At 39.7% G+C, this 22,030-nt stretch carries 22 protein-coding genes; 9 read left to right on the top strand and 13 right to left on the bottom strand.

The window, feature by feature from the left end; all coding sequences use genetic code 11:
- Positions 1–115: 115 nt before the first annotated feature.
- Entirely contained in the window at positions 116–352 is a 237-nt protein-coding gene (locus tag I6F40_RS13510) for a YgjV family protein (RefSeq protein WP_002962663.1), read from the bottom strand.
- A 288-nt stretch (positions 353–640) separates the two neighbouring features.
- Here I6F40_RS13510 and I6F40_RS13505 point away from each other — a divergent pair, with 288 nt between their 5' ends.
- Entirely contained in the window at positions 641–1,297 is a 657-nt protein-coding gene (locus tag I6F40_RS13505; protein WP_002962665.1) for a Crp/Fnr family transcriptional regulator, read from the top strand.
- 47 nt (positions 1,298–1,344) lie between these two features.
- Here I6F40_RS13505 and I6F40_RS13500 read toward each other — a convergent pair whose 3' ends face one another.
- Positions 1,345–1,911, bottom strand: coding sequence for a phosphoribosyltransferase (locus I6F40_RS13500; protein ID WP_007377478.1), 567 nt, complete (start codon positions 1,909–1,911; stop codon positions 1,345–1,347).
- A gap of 183 nt (positions 1,912–2,094) precedes the next feature.
- Positions 2,095–3,390, bottom strand: coding sequence for an aminopeptidase PepB (gene pepB / locus I6F40_RS13495; RefSeq protein WP_024589754.1), 1,296 nt, complete (start codon positions 3,388–3,390; stop codon positions 2,095–2,097).
- Positions 3,391–3,513: 123 nt separating this feature from the next.
- On the opposite strand from pepB, the gene sfsA reads away from it, so the two are divergent.
- The 8 genes from sfsA to I6F40_RS13455 all read left to right on the top strand — a co-directional run bounded on the left by sfsA (position 3,514) and on the right by I6F40_RS13455 (position 9,951).
- Entirely contained in the window at positions 3,514–4,233 is a 720-nt protein-coding gene (gene sfsA / locus I6F40_RS13490) for a DNA/RNA nuclease SfsA (RefSeq protein ID WP_024593694.1), read from the top strand.
- Positions 4,234–4,549: 316 nt separating this feature from the next.
- The gene (dksA, locus tag I6F40_RS13485) at positions 4,550–4,993 is read left to right on the top strand and encodes an RNA polymerase-binding protein DksA (RefSeq protein WP_024611520.1); all 444 of its coding nucleotides are present in this window, start codon (positions 4,550–4,552) and stop codon (positions 4,991–4,993) included.
- 20 nt (positions 4,994–5,013) lie between these two features.
- Positions 5,014–5,958 (top strand): tRNA glutamyl-Q(34) synthetase GluQRS, encoded by a 945-nt coding sequence (gluQRS, locus tag I6F40_RS13480; protein ID WP_166378122.1) that lies wholly within the window; start codon positions 5,014–5,016, stop codon positions 5,956–5,958.
- Positions 5,959–6,036: 78 nt separating this feature from the next.
- A complete protein-coding gene (pcnB, locus tag I6F40_RS13475) occupies positions 6,037–7,518 on the top strand; it encodes a polynucleotide adenylyltransferase PcnB (protein ID WP_007587164.1) in 1,482 nt (493 codons plus the stop codon).
- A 4-nt stretch (positions 7,519–7,522) separates the two neighbouring features.
- Positions 7,523–8,008 (top strand): 2-amino-4-hydroxy-6-hydroxymethyldihydropteridine diphosphokinase, encoded by a 486-nt coding sequence (gene folK / locus I6F40_RS13470; RefSeq protein WP_007587165.1) that lies wholly within the window; start codon positions 7,523–7,525, stop codon positions 8,006–8,008.
- 30 nt (positions 8,009–8,038) lie between these two features.
- Positions 8,039–8,833 (top strand): 3-methyl-2-oxobutanoate hydroxymethyltransferase, encoded by a 795-nt coding sequence (panB, locus tag I6F40_RS13465; protein WP_007587166.1) that lies wholly within the window; start codon positions 8,039–8,041, stop codon positions 8,831–8,833.
- A complete protein-coding gene (gene panC / locus I6F40_RS13460) occupies positions 8,833–9,681 on the top strand; it encodes a pantoate--beta-alanine ligase (protein WP_007587167.1) in 849 nt (282 codons plus the stop codon). The genes panB and panC overlap by 1 nt, the downstream gene beginning before the upstream one ends.
- A 33-nt stretch (positions 9,682–9,714) precedes the next feature.
- A complete protein-coding gene (locus tag I6F40_RS13455; RefSeq protein WP_007587168.1) occupies positions 9,715–9,951 on the top strand; it encodes a hypothetical protein in 237 nt (78 codons plus the stop codon).
- A 70-nt stretch (positions 9,952–10,021) separates the two neighbouring features.
- Here the strand turns inward: I6F40_RS13455 and I6F40_RS13450 are convergent, their stop codons facing one another.
- The 10 genes from I6F40_RS13450 to I6F40_RS13405 all read right to left on the bottom strand — a co-directional run bounded on the left by I6F40_RS13450 (position 10,022) and on the right by I6F40_RS13405 (position 21,949).
- On the bottom strand, positions 10,022–10,990 hold the full coding sequence (locus I6F40_RS13450) for a PstS family phosphate ABC transporter substrate-binding protein (protein WP_010554592.1): 969 nt from the start codon (positions 10,988–10,990) through the stop codon (positions 10,022–10,024).
- A gap of 115 nt (positions 10,991–11,105) precedes the next feature.
- Positions 11,106–12,413, bottom strand: coding sequence for a phosphate regulon sensor histidine kinase PhoR (gene phoR / locus I6F40_RS13445; protein ID WP_007587170.1), 1,308 nt, complete (start codon positions 12,411–12,413; stop codon positions 11,106–11,108).
- A gap of 65 nt (positions 12,414–12,478) precedes the next feature.
- On the bottom strand, positions 12,479–13,168 hold the full coding sequence (gene phoB, locus I6F40_RS13440) for a phosphate regulon transcriptional regulator PhoB (RefSeq protein WP_006791869.1): 690 nt from the start codon (positions 13,166–13,168) through the stop codon (positions 12,479–12,481).
- Between the two features lie 992 nt (positions 13,169–14,160).
- Positions 14,161–15,225, bottom strand: a complete 1,065-nt coding sequence (fba, locus tag I6F40_RS13435) for a class II fructose-bisphosphate aldolase (RefSeq protein ID WP_007377491.1) — start codon at positions 15,223–15,225, stop codon at positions 14,161–14,163.
- Positions 15,226–15,426: 201 nt separating this feature from the next.
- Complete coding sequence (locus I6F40_RS13430; RefSeq protein WP_166378124.1) at positions 15,427–16,602, bottom strand: phosphoglycerate kinase; 1,176 nt, start codon at positions 16,600–16,602, stop codon at positions 15,427–15,429.
- A gap of 64 nt (positions 16,603–16,666) precedes the next feature.
- Positions 16,667–17,683 carry an erythrose-4-phosphate dehydrogenase gene (gene epd, locus I6F40_RS13425; protein ID WP_002961528.1) on the bottom strand — a complete coding sequence of 339 codons (1,017 nt, stop codon included), beginning with the start codon at positions 17,681–17,683 and terminating at the stop codon, positions 16,667–16,669.
- Between the two features lie 178 nt (positions 17,684–17,861).
- The gene (locus I6F40_RS13420; RefSeq protein WP_197193051.1) at positions 17,862–18,524 is read right to left on the bottom strand and encodes a peroxiredoxin-like family protein; all 663 of its coding nucleotides are present in this window, start codon (positions 18,522–18,524) and stop codon (positions 17,862–17,864) included.
- 79 nt (positions 18,525–18,603) lie between these two features.
- A complete protein-coding gene (locus I6F40_RS13415; RefSeq protein ID WP_166378128.1) occupies positions 18,604–19,332 on the bottom strand; it encodes an SIMPL domain-containing protein in 729 nt (242 codons plus the stop codon).
- A 139-nt stretch (positions 19,333–19,471) separates the two neighbouring features.
- Positions 19,472–20,095 carry a 3'-5' exonuclease gene (locus tag I6F40_RS13410; protein ID WP_166378130.1) on the bottom strand — a complete coding sequence of 208 codons (624 nt, stop codon included), beginning with the start codon at positions 20,093–20,095 and terminating at the stop codon, positions 19,472–19,474.
- A 15-nt stretch (positions 20,096–20,110) separates the two neighbouring features.
- A complete protein-coding gene (locus I6F40_RS13405) occupies positions 20,111–21,949 on the bottom strand; it encodes a DUF294 nucleotidyltransferase-like domain-containing protein (protein ID WP_166378132.1) in 1,839 nt (612 codons plus the stop codon).
- Positions 21,950–22,030 lie beyond the last annotated feature (81 nt).

The raw sequence follows: 22,030 nt of genomic DNA, 5'->3' as shown, positions 1-22,030 counted from the left end.
TAAGTTATGTAGAGTGATATGAGATTATCTATATGCGCTTCAAGCTGGACTGCACAAAAACTGAAGTTTTGATTTTAATTGAAATCATTAACTTATTTTGTGCAGATAGCTCATTTTAGCTTTTAGCGTCTTCAACTTTAGGTTGGCGATATATTTTTATAATGTGATATAAATTTACAAGCGACAATAAGCCGTTGGTAAAAATAACAGGCACTGCGCCAATGGCAACACCGTATGCAGTAAATACAATACAACCAAACATATTGTACCAACGCAGTTTTACTACATCTGTCATTGTTAACGATGCAACCAATAAAGCTGATGCAATATAACCTAAATATTCCCAACTCAATTGTTCTCTCCTAGCCTTTAGGTTAGCATTACATGTACTGCTATCTTATGGCACTTGTAAGTATTGCAAAGTTACAACAAAATAAAAAAGCTAACCTGCTTAAAAAACCTGAAAAAGTTTGCCAGAAAATACCAGCAAATTCTTAAATCATTACACGGGAAATGAAGGTAAAATAATACTCTTAGCAAAGCTAATAATATTAGTAGCAAGTTAGCGTAAATTCTTAGTGTCTTAATGCTATCGTCATTAAGATGTAATAAATAGGACAAATGTCCGAAGAGCACATTGATGTTTCAATACCATTTTTCTAGTTACCTTGTTGATCAGCTTTTAACCTTTGCCGGTAGCAGCTATCAACAATCAAAAAAAGAAGTTCTGATCCATCAAGATCAGCCTTTAAGCAAGCTTGTGCTTGTACGCAGTGGCACTGTGTCGTTTAGTTACGACGTAGGTAATGGACGACGCCTGCTGTTAGGACAATTGGATTGTAACAACACCCTTATTGGTGAAATAGAAGCGCTAAATAATAATCCATGTATTTATACGGTAACGTGCTTTAGCGATGTAACTTATAACCTTATTGAATTAAGGCATTGGCGTGCTCTACTGCTTGAAAAACCAGAACTAAGCTTATACACCGCACAAACTATTGCGGCTAAGTTTCAGGAAAACCAAAAAATCAATTTAGATAAGTTATTACTACCACTTAGCTATAACATAGCTAAAGATTGCTTACTAAGAGCCGAAAACAACAACCCTACGCTACTTAGAGCCTACCCAACTGTAAATGCTGAAGCTGAACGTTTTGCTACCACTGAGCGAGCTTACAGGCGTGTTGTTACAGAACTTGTAGAAAAAGGCTTGGTACTTAGAAGTAACGATGGCTTACAAGCAGTCGATATACCAAAACTAAGTGAGTACGTAGATAGCTTTGCTCAGCTTTAAAATAAAAAAAGGCCTTACGGCCTTTTTTTATTTATGCAAATTACTAATTACTTCTCTAGCAAAATGTCATGAATTTTCGCAAGATCAGATTTACCAGCAATAATTTCATCCGGTGTTAAACCCGATAGTTCATGCGGGAACACTAACCACTCTTCAGATTCATGAATATAATAATCTGGAACAGTGTCTACTTTTGAGTTTTTTGGCTTGTAGTACGGGCATGCAATACGAATATCACGTGGTAAGTTTAAGCGCATAAGCTCTGAAAGCTTTTCTTTTAATGCAACAATACTACGACCTGAGTCAAATACATCATCAACAATTAATAATGAATCACCTGCATTTGCGTTCTCTACAATGTAATGTAAGCCGTGTACTTTAATTTCTTTCGACTGTTTACCAATACCGTAATAAGACGATGTACGTACTGCAATGTGGTCAGTCTCAATGCCTTTGTAATCGTAATATTCTTGAACAGCAATACCGATCGGTGCACCACCTCGCCAAATACCAATAATAAAATCAGGACGAAAGCCATCTTGGTATACTTGTGCCGCTACGCGGAACGAATCTTCAAGCAGCTGTTGAGCTGTGATGTAGCACTTATCTGACATAATTAGAAACCCCAGTGGTGGATATAAGATTTGAGCGCAGCTTAGAGTTAAGCAAAAATTAAACTCAAACAGGTATTGGCTACTGATTTTACCGTAAATGAAATAAAATTGCTTGCCTGTAAAATAAAAAATAGGCACCAAAAGGTGCCTATTTTTAGCGTAAAAAGCGTAATTTAGTAAATATTATGCTTTTTCTTGTAAAGTACGAGCAACTGTACGCATACCTTGAGTTGTTGCACCCGCTGCCCATTGACTTGTACTGCCCATGTTAAATGCAGCCGCTAAATCGATGTGTACCCAGCCTTTGCCATCGTTTGGCACAAAGCGCGATAAAAAGCCTGCAGCATTCGATGCACCGCCATAACCGCCACCTTTTTGTGCACGGCTATTCGCCGTATCAGCATAAGGAGATGGGCAGTTTTGTTGATGCCATTTTTCAAGAGGAAGTGGCCAAGCAGCTTCCATTTCTTGAGATGCAAAACTCTCAACTTCACGTACAAGTTCTTTATCAAGTGCAAATAATGCATTGTACTCTTGGCCAACAGCAACAAGCGCTGCGCCAGTTAGTGTTGCTGCATCAATAATAAGTGGAGCGCCAGTCTCCCCTGCTGCCATTAGGCCATCTGCAAGTACTAAGCGACCTTCAGCATCGGTGTTTACAATTTCAACTGTCGTGCCATTTTTATAAGTAAGAATGTCACCTAATTTGTATGCATGACCCGAAATTAAGTTCTCAGCACAACATAAAAACAGTTTAATACGTTTTTCAATACCACGGTTAATAGCCAATGCTAAACCTGCAGTTACTGTTGCAGCGCCGCCCATGTCGCACTTCATACCAAGCATACCTTCGCTTGATTTAATTGAGTAACCACCTGAGTCAAACGTAATACCTTTGCCTACAAGCGCTGCACTTACTGGTGCATTTTCGTCGCCTGTTGGGTTGTAATCAAGCTCAAGCAATACTGGTGGGCGAACACTACCGCGACCAACAGCATGAATACCAATCCACTGTTGTTCTAGTAACGCATCACCTTTAATAATTTGGTAACTTACATGCTCAGGCGCTAATGATTGAATAAACTCAGCCGCTTTTTCAGCAAGGCTTTCTGGGTAAATGTCATCGGCAGTCCCGTTAACCATTTCACGTGCCCAAATTGCTGACGTTTTTAAGTGAGCAAGTTCTTTAATATCTGATTGTGCGTTATCAACAAACTCAACACCGTTTAACGATTTTGGTGTTACAAAGCCTTGATAAAAAGCCCATTGGCTTTCTGTACACCAAGCATCGCCTGCTAATTCAACGTTTTTAATACCTTGGATTGCAATAGTACGACCAGCTTTTTGAACATTTTTCAATGTTTCTTGCTCAGACAAATGAACAGTTGCACCGCGCTCATTAAAAGACAATGACGCATTATCGCCCCAATGACTCGCTGCTGCTTGTTCGCTTAGTTGAACAACAAATTTTTCACTCATGTTAGAATCCCCTTGCACTTAAATGTGCCACCGAGTTTACTATAGAGCGCTTAAGTTCCCAACAGCTTGAGATAAATAACATAAACCACACTGCTGTGCAGTATTTACGCTTTGGAAGTTATCATGAAGTACACGCCAACTCTGCAACCTGCCACCTTATTAAAACGCTACAAACGCTTTTTAGCTGATTTACAATTAAGTGATGGCAGTGAATTTACCGCCCACTGTGCTAATACAGGTAAAATGACGGGATGCGCAGAGCCGGGTTTTGCTGCTTTTTATTCCACAAGCGATAACGCAAAACGAAAATATCCGCATTCATTAGAGCTTACGCAAAATAACTTATTGCAGCTTATTTGTGTAAATACAGCGGTGGCCAATAAAGTAGTAGAAGAAGCAATAAACAATAATGTGATAAGCGAGCTACTCGACTACAGTCAATTGCAAAGCGAAGTAAAGTACGGCAGCGAAAACAGCAGAATCGATTTTTTACTCACAGACGAAAATAAGCCTGATTGCTACGTAGAAGTTAAATCAGTCACATTATTAAGCGAAGATGCACCACAAAGCGGGCAAGGCTACTTTCCTGATGCGCAAACACTGCGCGGACAAAAACATATTCGCGAACTAATAGAAATGATCGAACAAGGCCACCGAGCAGTATTACTGTTCGCTGTTTTGCATGAAGGAATAAATACAGTAAGTGCAGCTGCGCATATTGATAAAAAATACGCCACGCTATTAAGCCAAGCAATAATAGCCGGCGTTGAAGTATTAGCATACAAGGCCACAATTTCTGCTAATGAAGTTTTACTTCATAAAAAAATAGTATTTGCACAATAGTGTATTAAACCAAGGGATTGAACTAAGCGTAATTTGAAAAATAAGCAAAGTACTCAAATTAAAAAAAGTTATACAAAGTGAATTATAAAAATTAACTTGTTTTTAAAGCTTTTGCCCACATAACAAGGCAAGTTTTAGAAAGCGAATATGTGAATTAATTAAAAGTGTAAATAGACTATTAATACACTTTTCACTCAGTAAGCATGGTTGAAGCTAATTCGATTAATTAAAAATAAATTTGCCTAGGATATAAGATTCTGTTATTTATACCGCCGGCTAATGCTGAGGCATTAAATTAAGGATTTAGGAGAGAGTTATGCCAGACCAAAAGAAACATGGTTTATTGGCTCAAGCCGGTTTAGAACCATACCAAGAAAAACCAGGCGAAGAGTACATGAATGATGCACAACGTGCTCATTTTAGAACGATTTTAGAAACTTGGCGTAATGATTTACGTAACGAAGTTGATCGTACTAAATCGCACATGCAAGACGAAGCTGCTAACTTTCCTGACCCGGTTGACCGCGCTGCACAAGAAGAAGAGTTCTCTTTAGAACTTCGTACTCGTGACCGCGAACGTAAATTAATCAAAAAAATTGAAAAAACAATTAATTTGATTAAAGAAGATGATTTTGGCTTTTGTGAGTCTTGTGGCATCGAAATTGGCATACGTCGCTTAGAAGCACGTCCTACTGCCGATTTATGCGTAGACTGCAAAACACTTGCAGAAATCAAAGAAAAGCAATCTGGACGTGGCTAATTAATATTTATTAATTAGTTATGTCTCCTACAGCCGTTACTGCGCCTATGCGTAAATATCGCGGTCGTTTTGCACCGTCTCCTTCTGGGCCATTACATTTTGGCTCACTTGTAGCGGCTGTGGGTAGTTATCTAGATGCAAAAGCTAACCAAGGAGATTGGTTAGTTCGTATAGAAGACATTGACACTACGCGCGTGGTTAAAAACGCCGACTCCGATATTCTTAATACCTTACAAGCCTACGCCCTGCACTGGGATGAATCTGTTGTATATCAAACGCAGCGCCTGCCTTTATACCAAGATATTACCCACTCACTTTTAAAACAAAAACTTGTTTATGGTTGCACCTGTACTCGCAAACAAATAAAAGCCATTGGCGGTATTTATCAGGGGCATTGCCAAGCACTTAATCATAATACTCAATCCGGTGCGCTTCGCTTAGTTCAGCAACATCCAACGACTCAATTTAATGACTTAATTCAAGGCGATATAACGGTAAATAGCGCCCTTTCCCATGAAGATTACTTAATTAAACGCAGCGATGACTTATTTGCATATCAACTTGTTGTGGTCGTCGATGATATTGATCAAGGGATTAATCGAATTGTAAGAGGCGCTGATTTAATTGAGCCAACCGCACGGCAAATTAGTTTATTTAAACAACTCGATAGCCCTGTGCCTGAATTTGCTCATTTACCTTTAGCGGTTGCCAAGCCTGGTTTCAAATTGTCTAAACAAAATTATGCTCCTGCCATTAGCAAACAAAATCCAAAGCCTGCTTTAATTAGTGCATTTGAATTTTTAGGATTGCCTGTTATAGCTGATTTAATCGATTTAAATATTGAACAATTAATCGCTTGGGGAATTAAAAACTTTAGCTTAAAACAGGTACCACAAGTATCCGAAATACAAATTTCTCAGCATCCACGTAGTCAGAAAGTCCAATTTACACATTTAAGTAAATAAAATAGCTAAAAACGGCTTAATTTCAACACATCAACTTAATTTTTAAACCCTGCTGGTATATGATAGCCGCCTAAATATATGCTAATTACGTCAAACAGCTTGTACTGGGCTATAACCGCCCCATTTGCTGTAACTTTTGATTGCGATGCAGAGTCAATCACACCTTCTAGGAGACAGACTATTATTTCCAAGCTTTTTCAATTTTGCCGACAAATAATCGGCCCGAATACCAGTGCCGAAAGCGCTTCTGTAAGCAGTGAACCTATTGTTGTCACTCGTGGTGAGCATGGTATTTCTCGCAAACAATTTAGCCCAAATGCAATCAAAGTATTATACCGTTTAAAAGACGGTGGCTACGATGCCTACCTTGTTGGTGGTTGTATTCGCGATATATTGTTAGGCCAACAGCCAAAAGATTTTGACGTAGTTACTAATGCCACGCCAGATCAAGTAAAAAAACTATTTAGAAACTGTCGCCTTATTGGTCGTCGCTTTCGTTTAGCACATATTGTATTTGGCCGTGAAATTATTGAAGTGGCGACTATGCGTGGCCACCACGAAGCCCAAGAAGACAAAAATCAAATAAGCCAATCAAGCGATGAAGGCCAATTACTACGTGACAACGTATTTGGCAGTATTGAAGAAGATGCAGAACGCCGCGACTTTTCAATCAATGCACTTTATTACTCAATCAAAGATTTTAGTATTCACGATTACGCCAACGGCTTAGCGGCAATTAAAGCTAAACAAATTGAGCTAATCGGCGACCCTGAAACGCGTTACCGCGAAGACCCTGTTCGTATGTTACGTGCAGTTCGCTTTGCTACTAAACTTGATATGAGTATTGCGCCTAAAAGTGAAAAGCCAATTAGCGAGCTTGCAAGTTTGCTTGATAACATTCCGCCAGCACGTTTATTTGAAGAAATTCTTAAGCTGTTTTTAAACGGCAAGGCCGAAGCTAACTTTTTAATGCTGCGTAAATACGGCTTATTCCGCTCACTGTTTCCTGAGCTTGATAAAATCTTAGATAAAAATCCAAGTGGCTTAGAACACACGCTTATTCAGCAAATGTTTCAAAATACCGACAAACGTATTAATGCAGATAAAAAAGTAACACCAGCGTTTATTTTTGCCGCACTACTTTGGTTCCCGCTGCTTGAACGTACTAAAAAGATTCAAAGCCAAGAACAACTTGCAGAATACGATGCTTTCGCACAAGCAATGAATAAAGTACTAAGCGATAACTCACAACACATTGCGGTTCCTAAACGCTTTACTTTAGGTGCTCGCGATATTTGGCATATTCAGCACCGTTTGGATAAACGTGCAGGCCAACGTGCTTACAGACTAACGCAGCAACCTCGCTTTAAAGCCGCCTACGACTTTTTACTCTTACGCGTAGATGCAGGCGAAACACAGCACACTGAGCTTGCCCAGTGGTGGACACAATACTTAAGCCAAGATATAAACGGCCAAAAAGAGATGGTTAAAAACTTAGGTCACCAAGGTGGTCCTAAGCCTCGAAAGCGCCGTCGACCTACTAAAAAGCCAGCTGAGTAATAACATGCACTGTGTTTATTTGGGTTTAGGTGCCAACCTAAACTCACCAAAAGAGCAGCTTGATAACGCGGTAATCGCGCTTAAAAAGCTGCCTAATTGTGAATTTATAAACGTATCGCATTACTATGCAAGTAAGCCTATGGGCCCACAAGATCAACCAGACTATATCAATGCAGTAGCGTGCATTAAAACGACCCTTGAGCCAGAGCAATTACTTGATTTAACGCAACGTATTGAACTTGAGCATGGTCGAGTAAGAAAGGCTGAACGTTGGGGTCCACGCACTCTTGATATAGATACTCTATTATTTGATGATCAAATTATAAATACGGTGCGCTTAACTGTGCCTCATTATGGTTTGAATAATCGCGAGTTTGTGGTTTATCCACTATTAGAGCTTGCACCTGAACTTATTTTACCTAGCGGCATTGCATTAAAAACCATTGCAAATAATTTACCGCTCAACGACTTACAACAATTACCTCTGTAATTAACCTAGGCTTTTGCCTGCGAGGATATTATGTCTAAAATAACCGTTTCTACTTTAAATAAAATGAAAGCAGAAAATAACAAAATTACTGCATTAACAGCCTACGACGCTAGTTTTGCAAAGTTATTTCATGATAACGGCGTTGAAGTTATTTTAGTGGGCGACTCTTTGGGCATGGTACTACAAGGCGGCGATGACACCCTTGGCGTAACCAATCAAGATATCGCATATCATACCCGCTGTGTCCGCGCTGGTAGCCGCGAATTATTTGTAATTGCTGACTTACCTTTTATGACCTACTCAAGCGTAAGTGATACTTGTAAAAATGCAGCTGAGCTTATGCGCGCTGGCGCAAACATGATTAAGCTTGAAGGCGGAGAATGGCTTTACGAGAGCATTAAAACGCTTACTCAACAAGGTATTCCAGTTTGCGGGCATTTAGGCCTTACACCACAGTCAGTACATGTATTTGGCGGCTTTAAAATACAAGGTCGCGAAGAAGATAAAGCACAAAAAATGATTGATGACGCAAAAGCACTAGAAGCTGCTGGCGCGCAATTATTAGTACTTGAATGTATTCCAAGTGCACTGGCAAAACGCATTACAGACGCCCTAAGCATCCCAACTATTGGTATTGGTGCGGGCAGTTTAACTGACGGCCAAATACTGGTAATGCATGACCTGGTTGGTATTTCAGCAGGTTACATTCCTAAATTTTCTAAAAACTTTTTGCTCGAAACAGGCAATATGCCTGCAGCCGTTCAAAAGTATTGTACAGACGTTAAAAATGGCGCGTTTCCAAGCGCTGAACACGAGTTTAAATAATGCAGTCAATTACTGAAATCAGATCGTTACGTAGTCAAATTAAAGCATGGCGCCAAGCGGGTCTTAGCGTGGCACTTGTGCCAACGATGGGCAACTTGCACCGTGGGCATTTTTCGCTAGTAGAAAAAGCAAAAAACTTAGCCGATAAAGTCGTTGTGAGTATTTTTGTTAACCCAATGCAATTTGGTGCTAACGAAGATTTAGATAACTATCCTCGTACACTAAACGAAGATAAACAAGGCCTTGCAGAACTAGGCACTGATATTGTATTTACCCCAAGTGTAGAGACAATTTATCCAAATGGACTTGGCGCACAGAGCTTTGTAGATGTGCCTGATATTTCATTAGGTTACTGTGGTGGCTCACGCCCTGGTCACTTTAGAGGTGTTGCCACGGTAGTTACAAAATTATTTAATCTTGTACAACCCGATTACGCCTGCTTTGGTGAAAAAGATTTTCAGCAACTGCAAGTAATTAAAACCATGGCGCGCGACCTATCAATTCCGGTTGAAGTTATTGGTGTACCTACAATGCGAGAAGTTTCTGGCCTTGCTATGAGCTCGCGTAATGGTTACTTATCTGATGAGCAAAAAGCGACTGCAACCGTATTATTTAAAGCACTTAATACATGCGCTGAGCAACTTAAAAGCGGCGAAAAAGACTTCGTAAAACTTGAAAGCTTAGCTAAACAGAGCTTAGAGCAAGCTGGCCTAAAGCCAGACTATTTTGAGATTGCTCAACGAGATACATTAAAAACTGCTACAATCGAAGATACTCAATTTGTTATTTTAGCCGCAGCCTATTTTGGTGGTGTTAGATTGATCGACAATATTCAAGTCGAAATTTAATATTATTGCGACTCCATTTTAAGGATAAGAAGCATGCACACTTTAATAAAAACAAGCGTAGTCGCCCTTACTTTTGCACTATTAGTAGGTTGTCAAAACCAAGTTGAAAACCCTGAAATGAATCAGTGTGCTCAACAAAATTACCAATGCGAAAGTACATGTGAACAGCAAACAACTGCTGAGGGCTTAAAGCAACAAGTATGCTCTGGAAAATGTGTTGAGAGCTATAATCAATGTAAAGCACAAGCCGAAAAATTAGGTAATATTTAATTCCTTAAAGTTTTTAGTTTTAGGCACAAAAAAACCGCTCAGTGAGCGGTTTTTTATTGCCTATGGTTTATTAGTTTAAACCAAGCTTTTTAAGTTCTGTTTTTACTAGCTTTGCAGAAAGTGGTACATAACCATCTTTTTCTACAATTTGCTGACCATCTTTTGAAAGTACCATTCTTAAAAATTGTTCTTCCATAGGTGATAGTGGCTTATTCGGGTGTTTATTCACATAAACATATAAAAAGCGCGATAGCGGGTATTTACCTTGCGCAACGTTATCAAGTGTTGCATCAACAAAGTTATCGCCTTTTTTAGCAAGCGGTACTGTACGTACGCCTGATGTTTTATAACCAATACCAGAGTAACCAATTGCATTTAATGAAGATGAAATTGACTGTACTACCGATGCAGAACCCGGTTGCTCATTTACGTTATTACGGAAATCACCTTTACACAGTGCTTTCTTTTTAAAGTAGCCATAAGTACCTGACACTGAGTTACGTCCATAAAGCTGAACGTCTTTAGCAGCCCAATCGCCTGTTAGGCCGACATCGCTCCAACGATTAACTTGCTCTGGTGCGCCACATTTACGAGTAGATGAAAAAATAGCATCTACTTGGTCAATACGAAGACCTTCAATTGGGTTATCTTTATGTACAAATACAGCAAGTGCATCAATAGCTACGCGAACTTCTGTTGGCTTATAACCGTAACGTTTTTCGAACGCTTCGATTTCTTTAGATTTCATTTTACGGCTCATTGGACCTAGGTTAGCTGTACCTTCGGTAAGTGCCGGTGGTGCAGTAGAAGAACCTGCTGCTTGAATTTGAATATTTACATTTGGGTAAATACGTTTGTACTCTTCAGCCCAGAACGTCATCATGTTGGCTAAAGTGTCAGAACCTACTGATGAGAAGTTACCTGAAACACCACTAATTTTTTGATACTCAGGAATATCTTGGTCTAAAGCAACTGCTTGTGCAGATACGAAAGTTGTAACAGCCACACCCATTGCGGCAACTAAGTTTTTAAATTTCATGTAGGGTTCTCCGGTTTGTTCGTCCCATTTTCTAACTGCTGCCCACTCTAAAGTGAGTACATGACAGTTACATTACTCTTAAATGACACTTTTATGACTTTGCTTTTCAGCCTAATTACTTAGCTAGCGAAACTATCTTATCTATTGAAAATTCGAAAGAAAAACACGAACCTTTGTTAACTTCACTGCTAATATTTAATTTGCTATCGTGGCGCGTTAGTACATGTTTTGTAATCGCAAGCCCTAAACCTGAGCCACCTGTTGTTCTGCTGCGGGCTTTATCAACACGATAAAAACGCTCAGTTAAACGGTTAATATGCTCTGGCGCAATACCATCACCATTATCGGTAACACTAAAACACGCTTTATTGTTTTTGCGCTGCCAACACACTTCCACTTTGCCACCGGGCTTAGTGTAATGAATGGCGTTAAATACTAAATTAGAAAACGCACTACGCAGTTCATCCTCAGAGCCTTTAATATCGAGGGTTTTATCAATATTAAAAATAAGCTCATGGCCTTTGTCTTGATTAATTGAGTTTGCCTCAGTGTGAATATAACCAAGTAATTGCGGCACATTTATAGCTTTATCGTTGTCTTGGCGCCGTGCACCTTCAATACGCGAAAGCGATAATAATTGGCTGACTAAGCTATCCATGCGCTTGCATTGTTCAAGCATAGTATTTTGCGCTTTGTTCCACATTGCTGGCGGCGGCATCATGTCGCCATCCATCATCTCAAGATACCCAGTAACCACTGTAAGCGGTGTACGTAGTTCATGCGACACATTGGCTACAAAGTCTTTACGCATCTGTTCTAGCTGTTTTAAGCGCGTTACATCACGCACAACAACCATAAGTTGCGTGCTTGCATAAGGCATTACCCTAAATTCTAGTACTTGCTCAATGCTATGGCCGTTATCCAGCTCAAGCGCGTCGTCAAATTCACCTTTGTGCATGTATTTGGCAAACTTAGGTTCGCGAATTAAATTATCAAGACGCTGACCATGATCGGTTGGCCACTGCAAACCAAGCACTTTAAGGGCTAATTGATTACACCACACAATACTTAAATCGTTTTGTAATACCACTACCGCATCAGGTACTGCTTCAGCTCCATCGCGAAAGCGACGAATTAAATCAGCAAGCTCATTACGTTTTTTACGATTACGGTGCTGTAGATGATAAATACCTTCAAACACTTGCTCCCATGCACCCTCGCCCTCAGGTGGATTAAAGCTACGTTGATTAAGTAGCCAATCGCTCAAACGATAAAGTTGATGGTAGTGCCAAATAAGGAGGGAAAAAGATCCTAAAAATAAAAGCAAAAATGGCGCGCCAACTAGCACACCAATTAATAGTAAGGGTAAAAAATAGATAAACAGGCGCTTTACTAACGCCTGCTTATTAACAACTCGATACATACACTCACTTTACCTTAGAGTAGTAATACATGCGTATTTCATACATTAGCTAAGCTTTAAGCTGATCACAGCTTACTTGAAAAACGATATCCAGCACCACGTACAGTTTGCACCAAACGGTCATGTCCAAGTGGGCCAATTGCTTTACGCAGACGACGAATGTGCACATCAACCGTGCGATCTTCTACGTAAACATTAGTTCCCCATACATGATCAAGCAGTTGTTCACGGCTATAAACACGCTCTGGGTGAGTCATAAAAAAGTGCAGTAATCTGAATTCGGTTGGCCCCATATCAAGCTCATTACCTTCTGAGGTAACACGATGCGAAATAGGGTCTAAACGCAGGCCATGTACTTCAATAGCTTCTTCTAATGAGGTTGGCGATACACGGCGAATAACCGCTTTAATACGTGCCATAAGCTCTTTAGGAGAAAACGGCTTAGTTACGTAATCGTCAGCACCTACTTCAAGGCCACGTACTTTGTCTTCTTCTTCGCCGCGGGCTGTAAGCATAATAATTGGGATTTGGCGGGTGTGTTCGTTTTGCTTAAACTTTTTAGCAATTTGAATACCGCTTCCACCTGGTAACATCCAATCAAGTAAAACCATATCTGGGTAAGGTTCAACCATAGCTGCAATAGCAGAGTCGTAATCTTCTGCTTCAATTGCTTGAAATCCATTTTGCTCTAAAACAAAAACCAACATCTCCCTGATAGGAGCTTCGTCATCTACGACTAGTACTTTACGTGACATTCCAATTTATCTCTTACGCTATCGAATTAGTTTTCATTATTATGACTAAGTATGACATTTTTATGAAAGTGTAACGTGTAAATTAAAATGGTGGTAAAAAAAACACAAATTAGTGACAAAAAACCTCATTAACGTCATATTTTTAAAACCTTTTTAATATTTAACGTAATAAAAAGAGATTTACGATAAATTTATAAAATAGCTAATTTTTGAAATTATCTGCTTTTTGTCGCTAGTTAAATCATTAAATAATACAAAATTAGTTGGGATCATTGTTTTACTAACCAAGACATTTTTACAGATCGATCGTTTAAAAGCAGCTTTAAAGCCATTTTAAAATCAATAAACCCGCCTGTGTAACAATCAATACGTTTAAAAATAGATCTAAATTTTACTAAGCCCTAAATAAAGGATCATATTTTTACCAAGCCGATCCACTCTCAGATCAGAGTTGTACCTAGTCAAAGCCATAAGTTGTTGATTGTTTATACAAATAAATAACGATCAAATTATCTCAGAGCCCAAAATAGCATTAAAGTGTATTTGGCTTAGTAAAGTAATGATCCGAAAAGGCTGTGTTAGTAAATGCGTGATCCCATAGTACGGCGTTGATAGTACAGCGATCTGATCAATAGAAGCCGTAACCTACAATATAAAAAGGGCTGACATTAAAAAAGCCAGCAACAAAGTTACTGGCTTAGGGCCTGTTGACCTTTCAGGATTAAAATTTGTTCAATCTAGGGGCGATTTAATCGCGGCGTGAGGTTTGTAACCTAGCGGGCTAAGTAAAAACCGAGCAACAAAGAGTAAATTGCCCCTAGGCAGAACCCTTCGGGCAGCGCATGTTTGGCATTTATTCCACGTTATCGCCTATTTATGGGGAATAACCACACTGCATAGGCTCTGCCTTGCCTAAATACCAAACATACTGCTGCAAATTTAACCTCGAAAGATAAACAGGCCCTAATAATGATCAATTATAAATTGATCTATTATCTAATTTTAGGGTCTAGTTCGCCGCTTAAGTATTTAAGGTGCATTTCATCAAGTGAAATTGGCTTAATTTTACTAGCCTGACCAGAAGTACCAAACGAGTTATAGCGCGCAACACAAATCTCTGTCATTGCTTTTGTAGCTTCAGCTAGGTATTTACGTGGATCAAAGTTAGATGGGTTAAGCGCCATATGACGGCGAATTGCACCGGTAGATGCCAAACGTAAATCGGTATCAATATTTACCTTACGAACACCAAATTTAATGCCTTCAACAATCTGTTCAACTGGCACACCATAAGTTTCTGGAATTTCGCCACCGTACTGATTAATAATTTCTAACCACTCTTGTGGAACTGAAGATGAACCATGCATCACTAAATGCGTGTTAGGAATACGTGCATGAATAGCTTTAATGCGGTCAATCGCTAAAATGTCATCTGTTGGTGGGCGAGTAAATTTATAAGCTCCATGCGAAGTACCACAGGCAATTGCAAGTGCATCAACATGTGTTTTATTTACAAAGTCAGCCGCTTCTTCAGGGTCTGTTAGCATTTGCTCAGTGGTTAGTATACCTTCAGCGCCAACACCATCTTCTTCGCCAGCTTCACCTGTTTCCAGTGAACCAAGTACACCTAGCTCGCCTTCAACCGATACGCCACAAGCATGAGCCATAGCAACAGTTTCGCGCGTTACTTCTACATTGTATTCGTAGCTTGAAGGGGTTTTACCGTCGCTCATTAACGAGCCATCCATCATTACTGATGAAAAACCAAGCTGAATTGAACGCTGACATACACCTGGCGATGTGCCGTGATCTTGATGCATAACAACGGGGATATGTGGCCATTCTTCAACGGCTGCTAAAATCATATGACGAATAAATGGAGCACCAGCATAAGCACGTGCGCCAGCTGATCCCTGAACGATTACTGGGCTGTTTGTTTTGTCAGCCGCTTCCATTATTGCGCGCATTTGCTCTTGATTGTTAACGTTAAAAGCAGGTACGCCGTAACCATGCTCTGCTGCATGATCTAAAAGTTGTCGCATACTGATTAAAGCCATTGGGTATTCTCCAATTTATCGACAGTAGTTCCCTACCATCTAGTTTGAACGGATGTGTTAGTTTGGCGTTATAACAACGCCACGAAAAACCACTGCTTTGCAGTAATATTCCGTCTAAATTAACTATTAAATTAGGGTGAGAGGTATTTAATAATTAATTGTCGGTGAGGGCTATTACCCCCTCACCTTACGCTACTAAAATTACTTAGCGCGCGACTCTAGCATTTCAACTGCTGGAAGTTTTTTGCCTTCTAAAAACTCTAAGAACGCACCACCACCAGTAGAAATATAAGAAACTTTATCGGCAATGCCGTATTTATCAATTGCGGCTAAGGTATCACCACCACCAGCAATTGAAAACGCATTTGAGTTAGCAATTGCTTGTGCAATAGCACGTGTGCCATTACCAAACTGGTCAAACTCGAACACGCCAACAGGGCCATTCCATACAACAGTGCCCGCATTTGCAATAATTTTTGCAAGCTTGCTCGCTGTATCAGGACCAATATCAAAAATCATATCGTCGCTTGTTACTTCGCTTACATCTTTAAGCGTAGCTACAGCAGATTCAGAAAACTCATTACCAACAACTACGTCAGTCGGTACCGGAATTTCACCATTATTAGCAATCGCTGCAGCACATAAACGGTTCGCTTCATCCATTAAATCTGGTTCGTAAAGCGATTTACCAACTGGGCTACCTGATGCAGCAATAAAGGTATTTGCAATACCGCCACCGGTAACTAATTGGTCAACAATTTTAGAAAGTGAATCTAAAACGGTTAGCTTAGTTGAAACTTTAGAACCACCAACAATCGCCACTAATGGACGAGCTGGGTTATCAAGTGCTTTGCCTAACGCTTCTAGTTCAGCCGATAATAAAGGACCTGCACACGCCACATCAGCAAATAAGCCAACGCCATGCGTAGATGCTTGTGCACGGTGAGCCGTACCAAATGCATCCATTACATATACATCACACAGTGCTGCAAGTTGCTTAGATAACGCTTCGTCGTTTTTCTTCTCGCCTTTGTTAAAGCGCACATTTTCAAAAACAACAACTTCGTTATCAGCAATATCAACACCGTTTAGGTAATCTTTTTCTAAACGTACAGTTTGCTCAAGGGCATCGTTTAAGTAATCAGCTACAGGTGCTAGCGAAAACGCTTCATCGTATTCCCCTTCCGTAGGACGGCCAAGGTGTGACATAACCATTACTTTAGCACCCATATCAAGCGCTAATTTAATAGTAGGTAGTGCTGCACGAATACGCGCATCTGACGTCACTTTACCTGCTTTAACTGGTACATTTAAATCTTCACGAATTAATACGCGTTTGCCGTTTAAATCTAAATCTGCCATTTTTATGACCGACATGAACATCTCCTTAGTTAACGATACTGAACCTGAAAAATACGTTTAAAATTATTATATTAATAAATTACTTATTCACTGCCATCATAGCACGCGCTGTGTCGAGCATACGATTAGCAAAACCCCATTCGTTATCACACCACACTAATAACTTTATCAGTCGTTTGTGACTAACACGTGTTTGTGTGCCATCAATAATACAAGAATGTGGGTCGTGATTAAAATCAACCGACACAAGCGGCTCTTCGGTATAACTTAAAATACCTTCTAAGCGGTCTTTTGCTTGTGCTTTAAGTGCGTTATTTACTGCGTTTAAATCTACATCGGTATTAACCGTTACACTTAAATCCATTGCCGTGACATTTATAGTCGGTACACGTACGGCGATGGCTTCAAAACGGCCTTTAAATTTAGGTAAAATACGGTCTATACCACGGGCGAGCTTTGTATCAACTGGAATAATTGATTGGCTTGCAGCGCGAGTACGGCGTAAATCATGATGATAACCATCAATCACTTGTTGATCGTTCATCGACGCATGAATAGTTGTAATAGCGCCCGACTCAATACCAAATGCATCATCTAATACTTTAATAACCGGCACAACACAGTTAGTTGTACACGAGCCGTTAGACACAATTGTGTGCTCGCTTTTAAGCTCATCGTCGTTAATGCCATACACAATCGTAGCATCAACATCGTTATCAGCCGGATGCGAAAACAACACCTTTTTAGCGCCTGCAGTAATATGTAACTGCGCATGTTCACGCGAGTGATAAACACCCGTACATTCAAGTACAACGTCTACATCGAGCGTTTGCCAAGGTAATTCAATTGGGTTTTCTTCACAAAAAAGTGCAATGGTATCGCCTGCAACACTAATGGTGTCTTCACCAAGTTTTACAGGAAAAGAAAAACGACCGTGGGATGTGTCGTATTTTAATAAATGAGCAATAGCTTCAGGATCAGCAAGTTCGTTAATCGCAACAATTTTTATATCGTCGCTCAAACCAGACTCGTATAACGCGCGGACAATATTTCGACCAATACGACCAAAACCATTAATTGCAAGTTTGATTGCCATGAAATATAAAATCCACTCTTTTAGCGTGCAGATAAAGGCAATACGCCTTTTAGATGGCTGTATTGTAATCGACCTTGAGCATTATTATAAGAGGGTAGCATTAGAAACTTTAAATTAAGGTTAAAGAGCTTACGCATTGCAAGCTCTTCGATGGTTCTGACTTTTTAAATTAAGTTTTTTATACTAAATTTTTCAATGCGTTAATTATATCTTCTGGCTCAGAACGAGTACGATAATCAACATCAACATAACGCCAAGTCACTTTACCTTGTTTATCTAAAACAAAGGTGGCAGGGATCGGTAAAACACTACTATTGCCATTGTTAACCGACTCTAAATCTAGGCCTCTGTCTACTCGCATATGCTCTAGTAAAAATGTGGGTACTTGCCATGCTACGCCGTAGCTTGCTGCTACATCCGCATTTTGATCACTCAGCACTAAAAAATCCATTTTACTTATTTCATCATCACTAAGTGAGCCATCGGGTACTTGCGGGCTAATAGCCACTAATTGTGCGCCTAATTCGTGAATTTCAGGTAAACGTGCTTGAAGCGCTTTGAGCTGTAAATTGCAGTACGGACACCAACTTCCACGATAAAAAGTAACAAGTACAGGCCCTTTAGCAAGTAACTCGGTTAACTGCACCGATTGACCATGTTGATTTGGTAACTCAAAACTTGGTGCGATTTGGTTTAAATCAAGTGCATTAGCACCTTGTTGAAACGCTTTTGCTTGTGCAATCGTTTCATCAACACCTTTCATAAAATCAGGATTACCTTTACGCCCTGCTGCTATTTTTGCCTCAGTTTGTGCTTTTAACGTGTTATTTTCATCGCTCATAATATGGTTACCTTCAAATTAATCAAAAACTTAAAGCCAGCTTACAGTACGAAAGTGTATTTGGAATGAAAATTTTAGCTTATTCATTTACCTCTAAATCAAACACCACGTTTATTGATGATTTAAAGCTTACCGTTTGTTGTAAATAATTTTTGCGAGCTTTAGGAAATGAATCGCTCATTGGATTTACTCTATCTATTTTTTTAACCGCTGCACCAAAGCCACTGTAAACGCTTTTTTGAGTTGAGCTAATAGTCCGTACTTCACCCACTTTTGTACCAAAGGAGTTAGCAAGCACATTTGCTTTTTCTTTTGCGTTATTAAGTGCTTGTTGTGTAGCTTGTGCTTGTAACAGCTCAGCTTTTGAAGATAAAAACTCAGTATTTTGAATCGCATTTACTTTTAAACTCAATAAAAAATCACTTAAATCATTCACTCTTTCAATATTTTTTAGTGTTACTTCAAAGGTCCTTATAGCTGCGTATTCAGCGGGAGCTTGATGCCCTGTTTCAATGTAATCCATACCCGTTTTTTCAACTTTAACACTTGAGGCAACTACATCATCGGCAGTTATTTCAAATTGATTTAGTCCGTCAATTAGTAAATTAACTTTATTATCAAGATCGTTCTTAGCTGCTAAAGGTTCGTTTTTAATACTTATAATTTGAAATAGTATTTTAGCGATATCAGGATTGGCAAGCACCTCTGCACTACCTTGAACCGAAATTTGACGGCTTGTAGGTAAGCTTGAATTAGCAAAAGTGATGAGTGGGAATAAGGTTAAGAAAATAGTAGTGATGAGCTTCATGATCGTTCCTTGAAGTGATTAGTTAGATAATGATTACGCAACCGTACCTATAGTTATACGGACAACAATAAAAGTAAACTGTCCTTTACTGTAGGCGGGAGTTTATCTCGCGCGGCATAAAGCCCCGCCTACAGCCAATCTACGTCAACTCGGCTACTTTTAACTCTTTGCCACGGCTTATTTGATGGCACTGGGCTAGCAGTAACTCGGCGGTGGCTTGTGCATCGGTCAGTGCATGATGGCAATGATAGCTTGGTAACTCATAACGTGTGCGGCATGTATTAAGGGTTAAATCGTCTTGTTTTATTTCAGTTGAATGATGGAGTAAGCGCTTTTGTTCAATATGGAGTGTGTCGATTATAAGTTTAGGACGTATAGTTATATTGGCATTTTTAAGCCCTATTTTTAAAAACCCCCAATCGAGCATGGCATTATGAAACACTAAAATACAGTCGCTAAAATGGCAGCTCAATTGCGTTAATATACTGCACAAGCTCTGTCCTTTTGTTATAGCATCATCGCTAATTCCATGAAAAACAGGACTTTGCTCAAGGCTTTTTACGTCTTTATTTATAATGTGCTGTGACTCGCTCATTTTTATACATTGGTTATCTATTATCACCCACGCTACCGATACAATTTCGTGCTGCTTTGCATCAAGCCCAGTGAGCTCTAAATCAATCACCAAATAACGTTGTTGTAAGGCATTTTTACCTAGTAATTTACGGCGCTTTAAATACCGAGTGAGCAGCTTTTTTACCATGTTAGTAATCCATCATTATAAACTGCCGCGAGCAAACTTAAACGCGGCGGCTTGCTGCGCTTGTTTAACAAGGTAAAACGCTTCTTTTAGTTGATGGCGCTCTAGTGAGTTTAATTTATTAGGGTTAATGCAATTACTCGGTAAGCCCTCTTCGTTTATTTGTGTACTCAAACGAAGCTGCGTTAAGAACCGCCAGCAGTCTTTTAGGTTGTATATATCTTCTTTGCTGATCAGTTTATGTTTTAGTAGTGCATCCAACCGCTCTTGTGTGTTGGCGCGCCTAATACCCGCTTTTAAAGCGTATAACCGCACTATGTCATTTATAATTACGACACCACGTTTTTTTAAATCTATGTATTTATTATTTTGATCTGTTTTTTCGGTTTTAAATTTATTAAATAAACCAATTGGCACGCTGTTGCTGCTTATGTCGGTTGCCATTGCGGCATAGAATAAGTCGTTACGCGATATACGAATTAATTGCTCGCAAAAAGCGGTATATAAAGCATTTGAACCTTCAATAAATCGCAGGTCAAAAAATATCTTACAGTTAAGCATTGCATTCGGTGTGGGGCTTTTTATCCATTTAAAAAAGCGCTCGCTCCAATCGTTTACGCTCATTCGGCACTCATCACTGCTTGCCATAATATTACCTGGGCAACGCCTAATGCCGCACTCAACTAAATTCTCACATACAAACTCCCCCATACTTTTAAAGTAAGCGTGTTGCTCGGTGGTTAAGTCGTTAGGGAGTAACAAGCCGTTGTCTTGATCTGAATGCAGGGTTTGTTCTTCGCGTGCTTGCGAGCCAAAGCAAATAAAACTAAAGCTGGTTGGCGCTGCGCCATGCTCTTCTTGAAATAAGTGAATCAGGCGCGATGTAAGCGCATCGGTTAAACCACTGAGTAATTTACCAATTAGCGATATGTCGTCAATGTTGTACGAAAAACCACGCAAAAGTTCGGGAATTTCTTTAGCGTAGCGTTTTAAATCAGTAACAGTATGCGCTTTATATATGCGCCCAATAAGCTGTACGGGGTCGCTTTTTTGTTGGCGTAGTAAATCGGTGCTGGTTATCATCCCTATCGGGTTGTGACTTTCGTCAAGCACAGGCAAATGATGAATATTATATTTAAGCATTAAGTGCAGCGCTGAAAACACCCGGTTATTTTCAAATATAAACTTGGGCTTGGCGGTCATAATACTGCTTACTGCATCTTGTGGATCTACCTCGTCGGCAAGTACTCGATTACGTAAATCGCGGTCTGTTACCACCCCTACTAAGTGCGCGTGCTGCGTTATCATTATTGACGACACGCCATGCTCTTTCATTTTTTTAGCGCTTTGCCTAATACTTGCATCGGGCGTAAGCGTAATGGCGGTGCGGGTCATCAGCTCTGATATTTTACGCTCAGACCAACTATCGTTTTTACTTTTATAATGCGATGACAACAACCGGTTAGCATGAGCGCGTACAAAGTATTGCTCAAACAATTTATATTCTCTGCGTAAAAAATCAAAGTGCGTTTGAGAGAGCATATACACAATGCCCTCTTTTTGTACTTCTAACCTATTTTGAATTGCCTCGCCGGTTAACAGCGACGGAAAACCAAAATAATCACCTTGCGCCAAGCGTGTAACAACATCGCCCTTGCCATCAACTAGGTCATACAAACCAGAGCGAATTAAAAACAGTTTAGGGTTTTCACTTTGTAACCACTGAGTTTGGTTTTCGCGGGTGAGGTAAATAATATCAAGATGATTTACAAAATATTCGTATGCGCTGCTATCAAGCAGTGTAAAAGGCGCTTGCAGACAAACGTATTGGGCTATTTCTTGTTGTTCTACACTCATTGTATTCGCTCTTTAAATGATGATGTACCAATCTAATGTACTTATTTATTAAACAAATAAAAAGCCCGACTAAAGTCGGGC

Source organism: Pseudoalteromonas sp. SWXJ133 (genome assembly GCF_015864365.1).
Classification (GTDB): Bacteria; Pseudomonadota; Gammaproteobacteria; order Enterobacterales; family Alteromonadaceae; genus Pseudoalteromonas; species Pseudoalteromonas arctica.
This window is presented reverse-complemented; position numbering and strand designations above follow the sequence as displayed.

Bases quoted from the DNA above. Each gene is read 5' to 3' on its own strand.
- I6F40_RS13505 (WP_002962665.1), top strand. From the start codon at position 641: ATGTTTCAATACCATTTTTCTAGTTACCTTGTTGATCAGCTTTTAACC.
- I6F40_RS13500 (WP_007377478.1), bottom strand. From the start codon at position 1,911: ATGTCAGATAAGTGCTACATCACAGCTCAACAGCTGCTTGAAGATTCG.
- pepB (WP_024589754.1), bottom strand. From the start codon at position 3,390: ATGAGTGAAAAATTTGTTGTTCAACTAAGCGAACAAGCAGCAGCGAGT.
- sfsA (WP_024593694.1), top strand. From the start codon at position 3,514: ATGAAGTACACGCCAACTCTGCAACCTGCCACCTTATTAAAACGCTAC.
- dksA (WP_024611520.1), top strand. From the start codon at position 4,550: ATGCCAGACCAAAAGAAACATGGTTTATTGGCTCAAGCCGGTTTAGAA.
- gluQRS (WP_166378122.1), top strand. From the start codon at position 5,014: ATGTCTCCTACAGCCGTTACTGCGCCTATGCGTAAATATCGCGGTCGT.
- pcnB (WP_007587164.1), top strand. From the start codon at position 6,037: ATGCTAATTACGTCAAACAGCTTGTACTGGGCTATAACCGCCCCATTT.
- folK (WP_007587165.1), top strand. From the start codon at position 7,523: ATGCACTGTGTTTATTTGGGTTTAGGTGCCAACCTAAACTCACCAAAA.
- panB (WP_007587166.1), top strand. From the start codon at position 8,039: ATGTCTAAAATAACCGTTTCTACTTTAAATAAAATGAAAGCAGAAAAT.
- panC (WP_007587167.1), top strand. From the start codon at position 8,833: ATGCAGTCAATTACTGAAATCAGATCGTTACGTAGTCAAATTAAAGCA.
- I6F40_RS13455 (WP_007587168.1), top strand. From the start codon at position 9,715: ATGCACACTTTAATAAAAACAAGCGTAGTCGCCCTTACTTTTGCACTA.
- I6F40_RS13450 (WP_010554592.1), bottom strand. From the start codon at position 10,990: ATGAAATTTAAAAACTTAGTTGCCGCAATGGGTGTGGCTGTTACAACT.
- phoR (WP_007587170.1), bottom strand. From the start codon at position 12,413: ATGTATCGAGTTGTTAATAAGCAGGCGTTAGTAAAGCGCCTGTTTATC.
- phoB (WP_006791869.1), bottom strand. From the start codon at position 13,168: ATGTCACGTAAAGTACTAGTCGTAGATGACGAAGCTCCTATCAGGGAG.
- fba (WP_007377491.1), bottom strand. From the start codon at position 15,225: ATGGCTTTAATCAGTATGCGACAACTTTTAGATCATGCAGCAGAGCAT.
- I6F40_RS13430 (WP_166378124.1), bottom strand. From the start codon at position 16,602: ATGTCGGTCATAAAAATGGCAGATTTAGATTTAAACGGCAAACGCGTA.
- epd (WP_002961528.1), bottom strand. From the start codon at position 17,683: ATGGCAATCAAACTTGCAATTAATGGTTTTGGTCGTATTGGTCGAAAT.
- I6F40_RS13420 (WP_197193051.1), bottom strand. From the start codon at position 18,524: ATGAGCGATGAAAATAACACGTTAAAAGCACAAACTGAGGCAAAAATA.
- I6F40_RS13415 (WP_166378128.1), bottom strand. From the start codon at position 19,332: ATGAAGCTCATCACTACTATTTTCTTAACCTTATTCCCACTCATCACT.
- I6F40_RS13410 (WP_166378130.1), bottom strand. From the start codon at position 20,095: ATGGTAAAAAAGCTGCTCACTCGGTATTTAAAGCGCCGTAAATTACTA.
- I6F40_RS13405 (WP_166378132.1), bottom strand. From the start codon at position 21,949: ATGAGTGTAGAACAACAAGAAATAGCCCAATACGTTTGTCTGCAAGCG.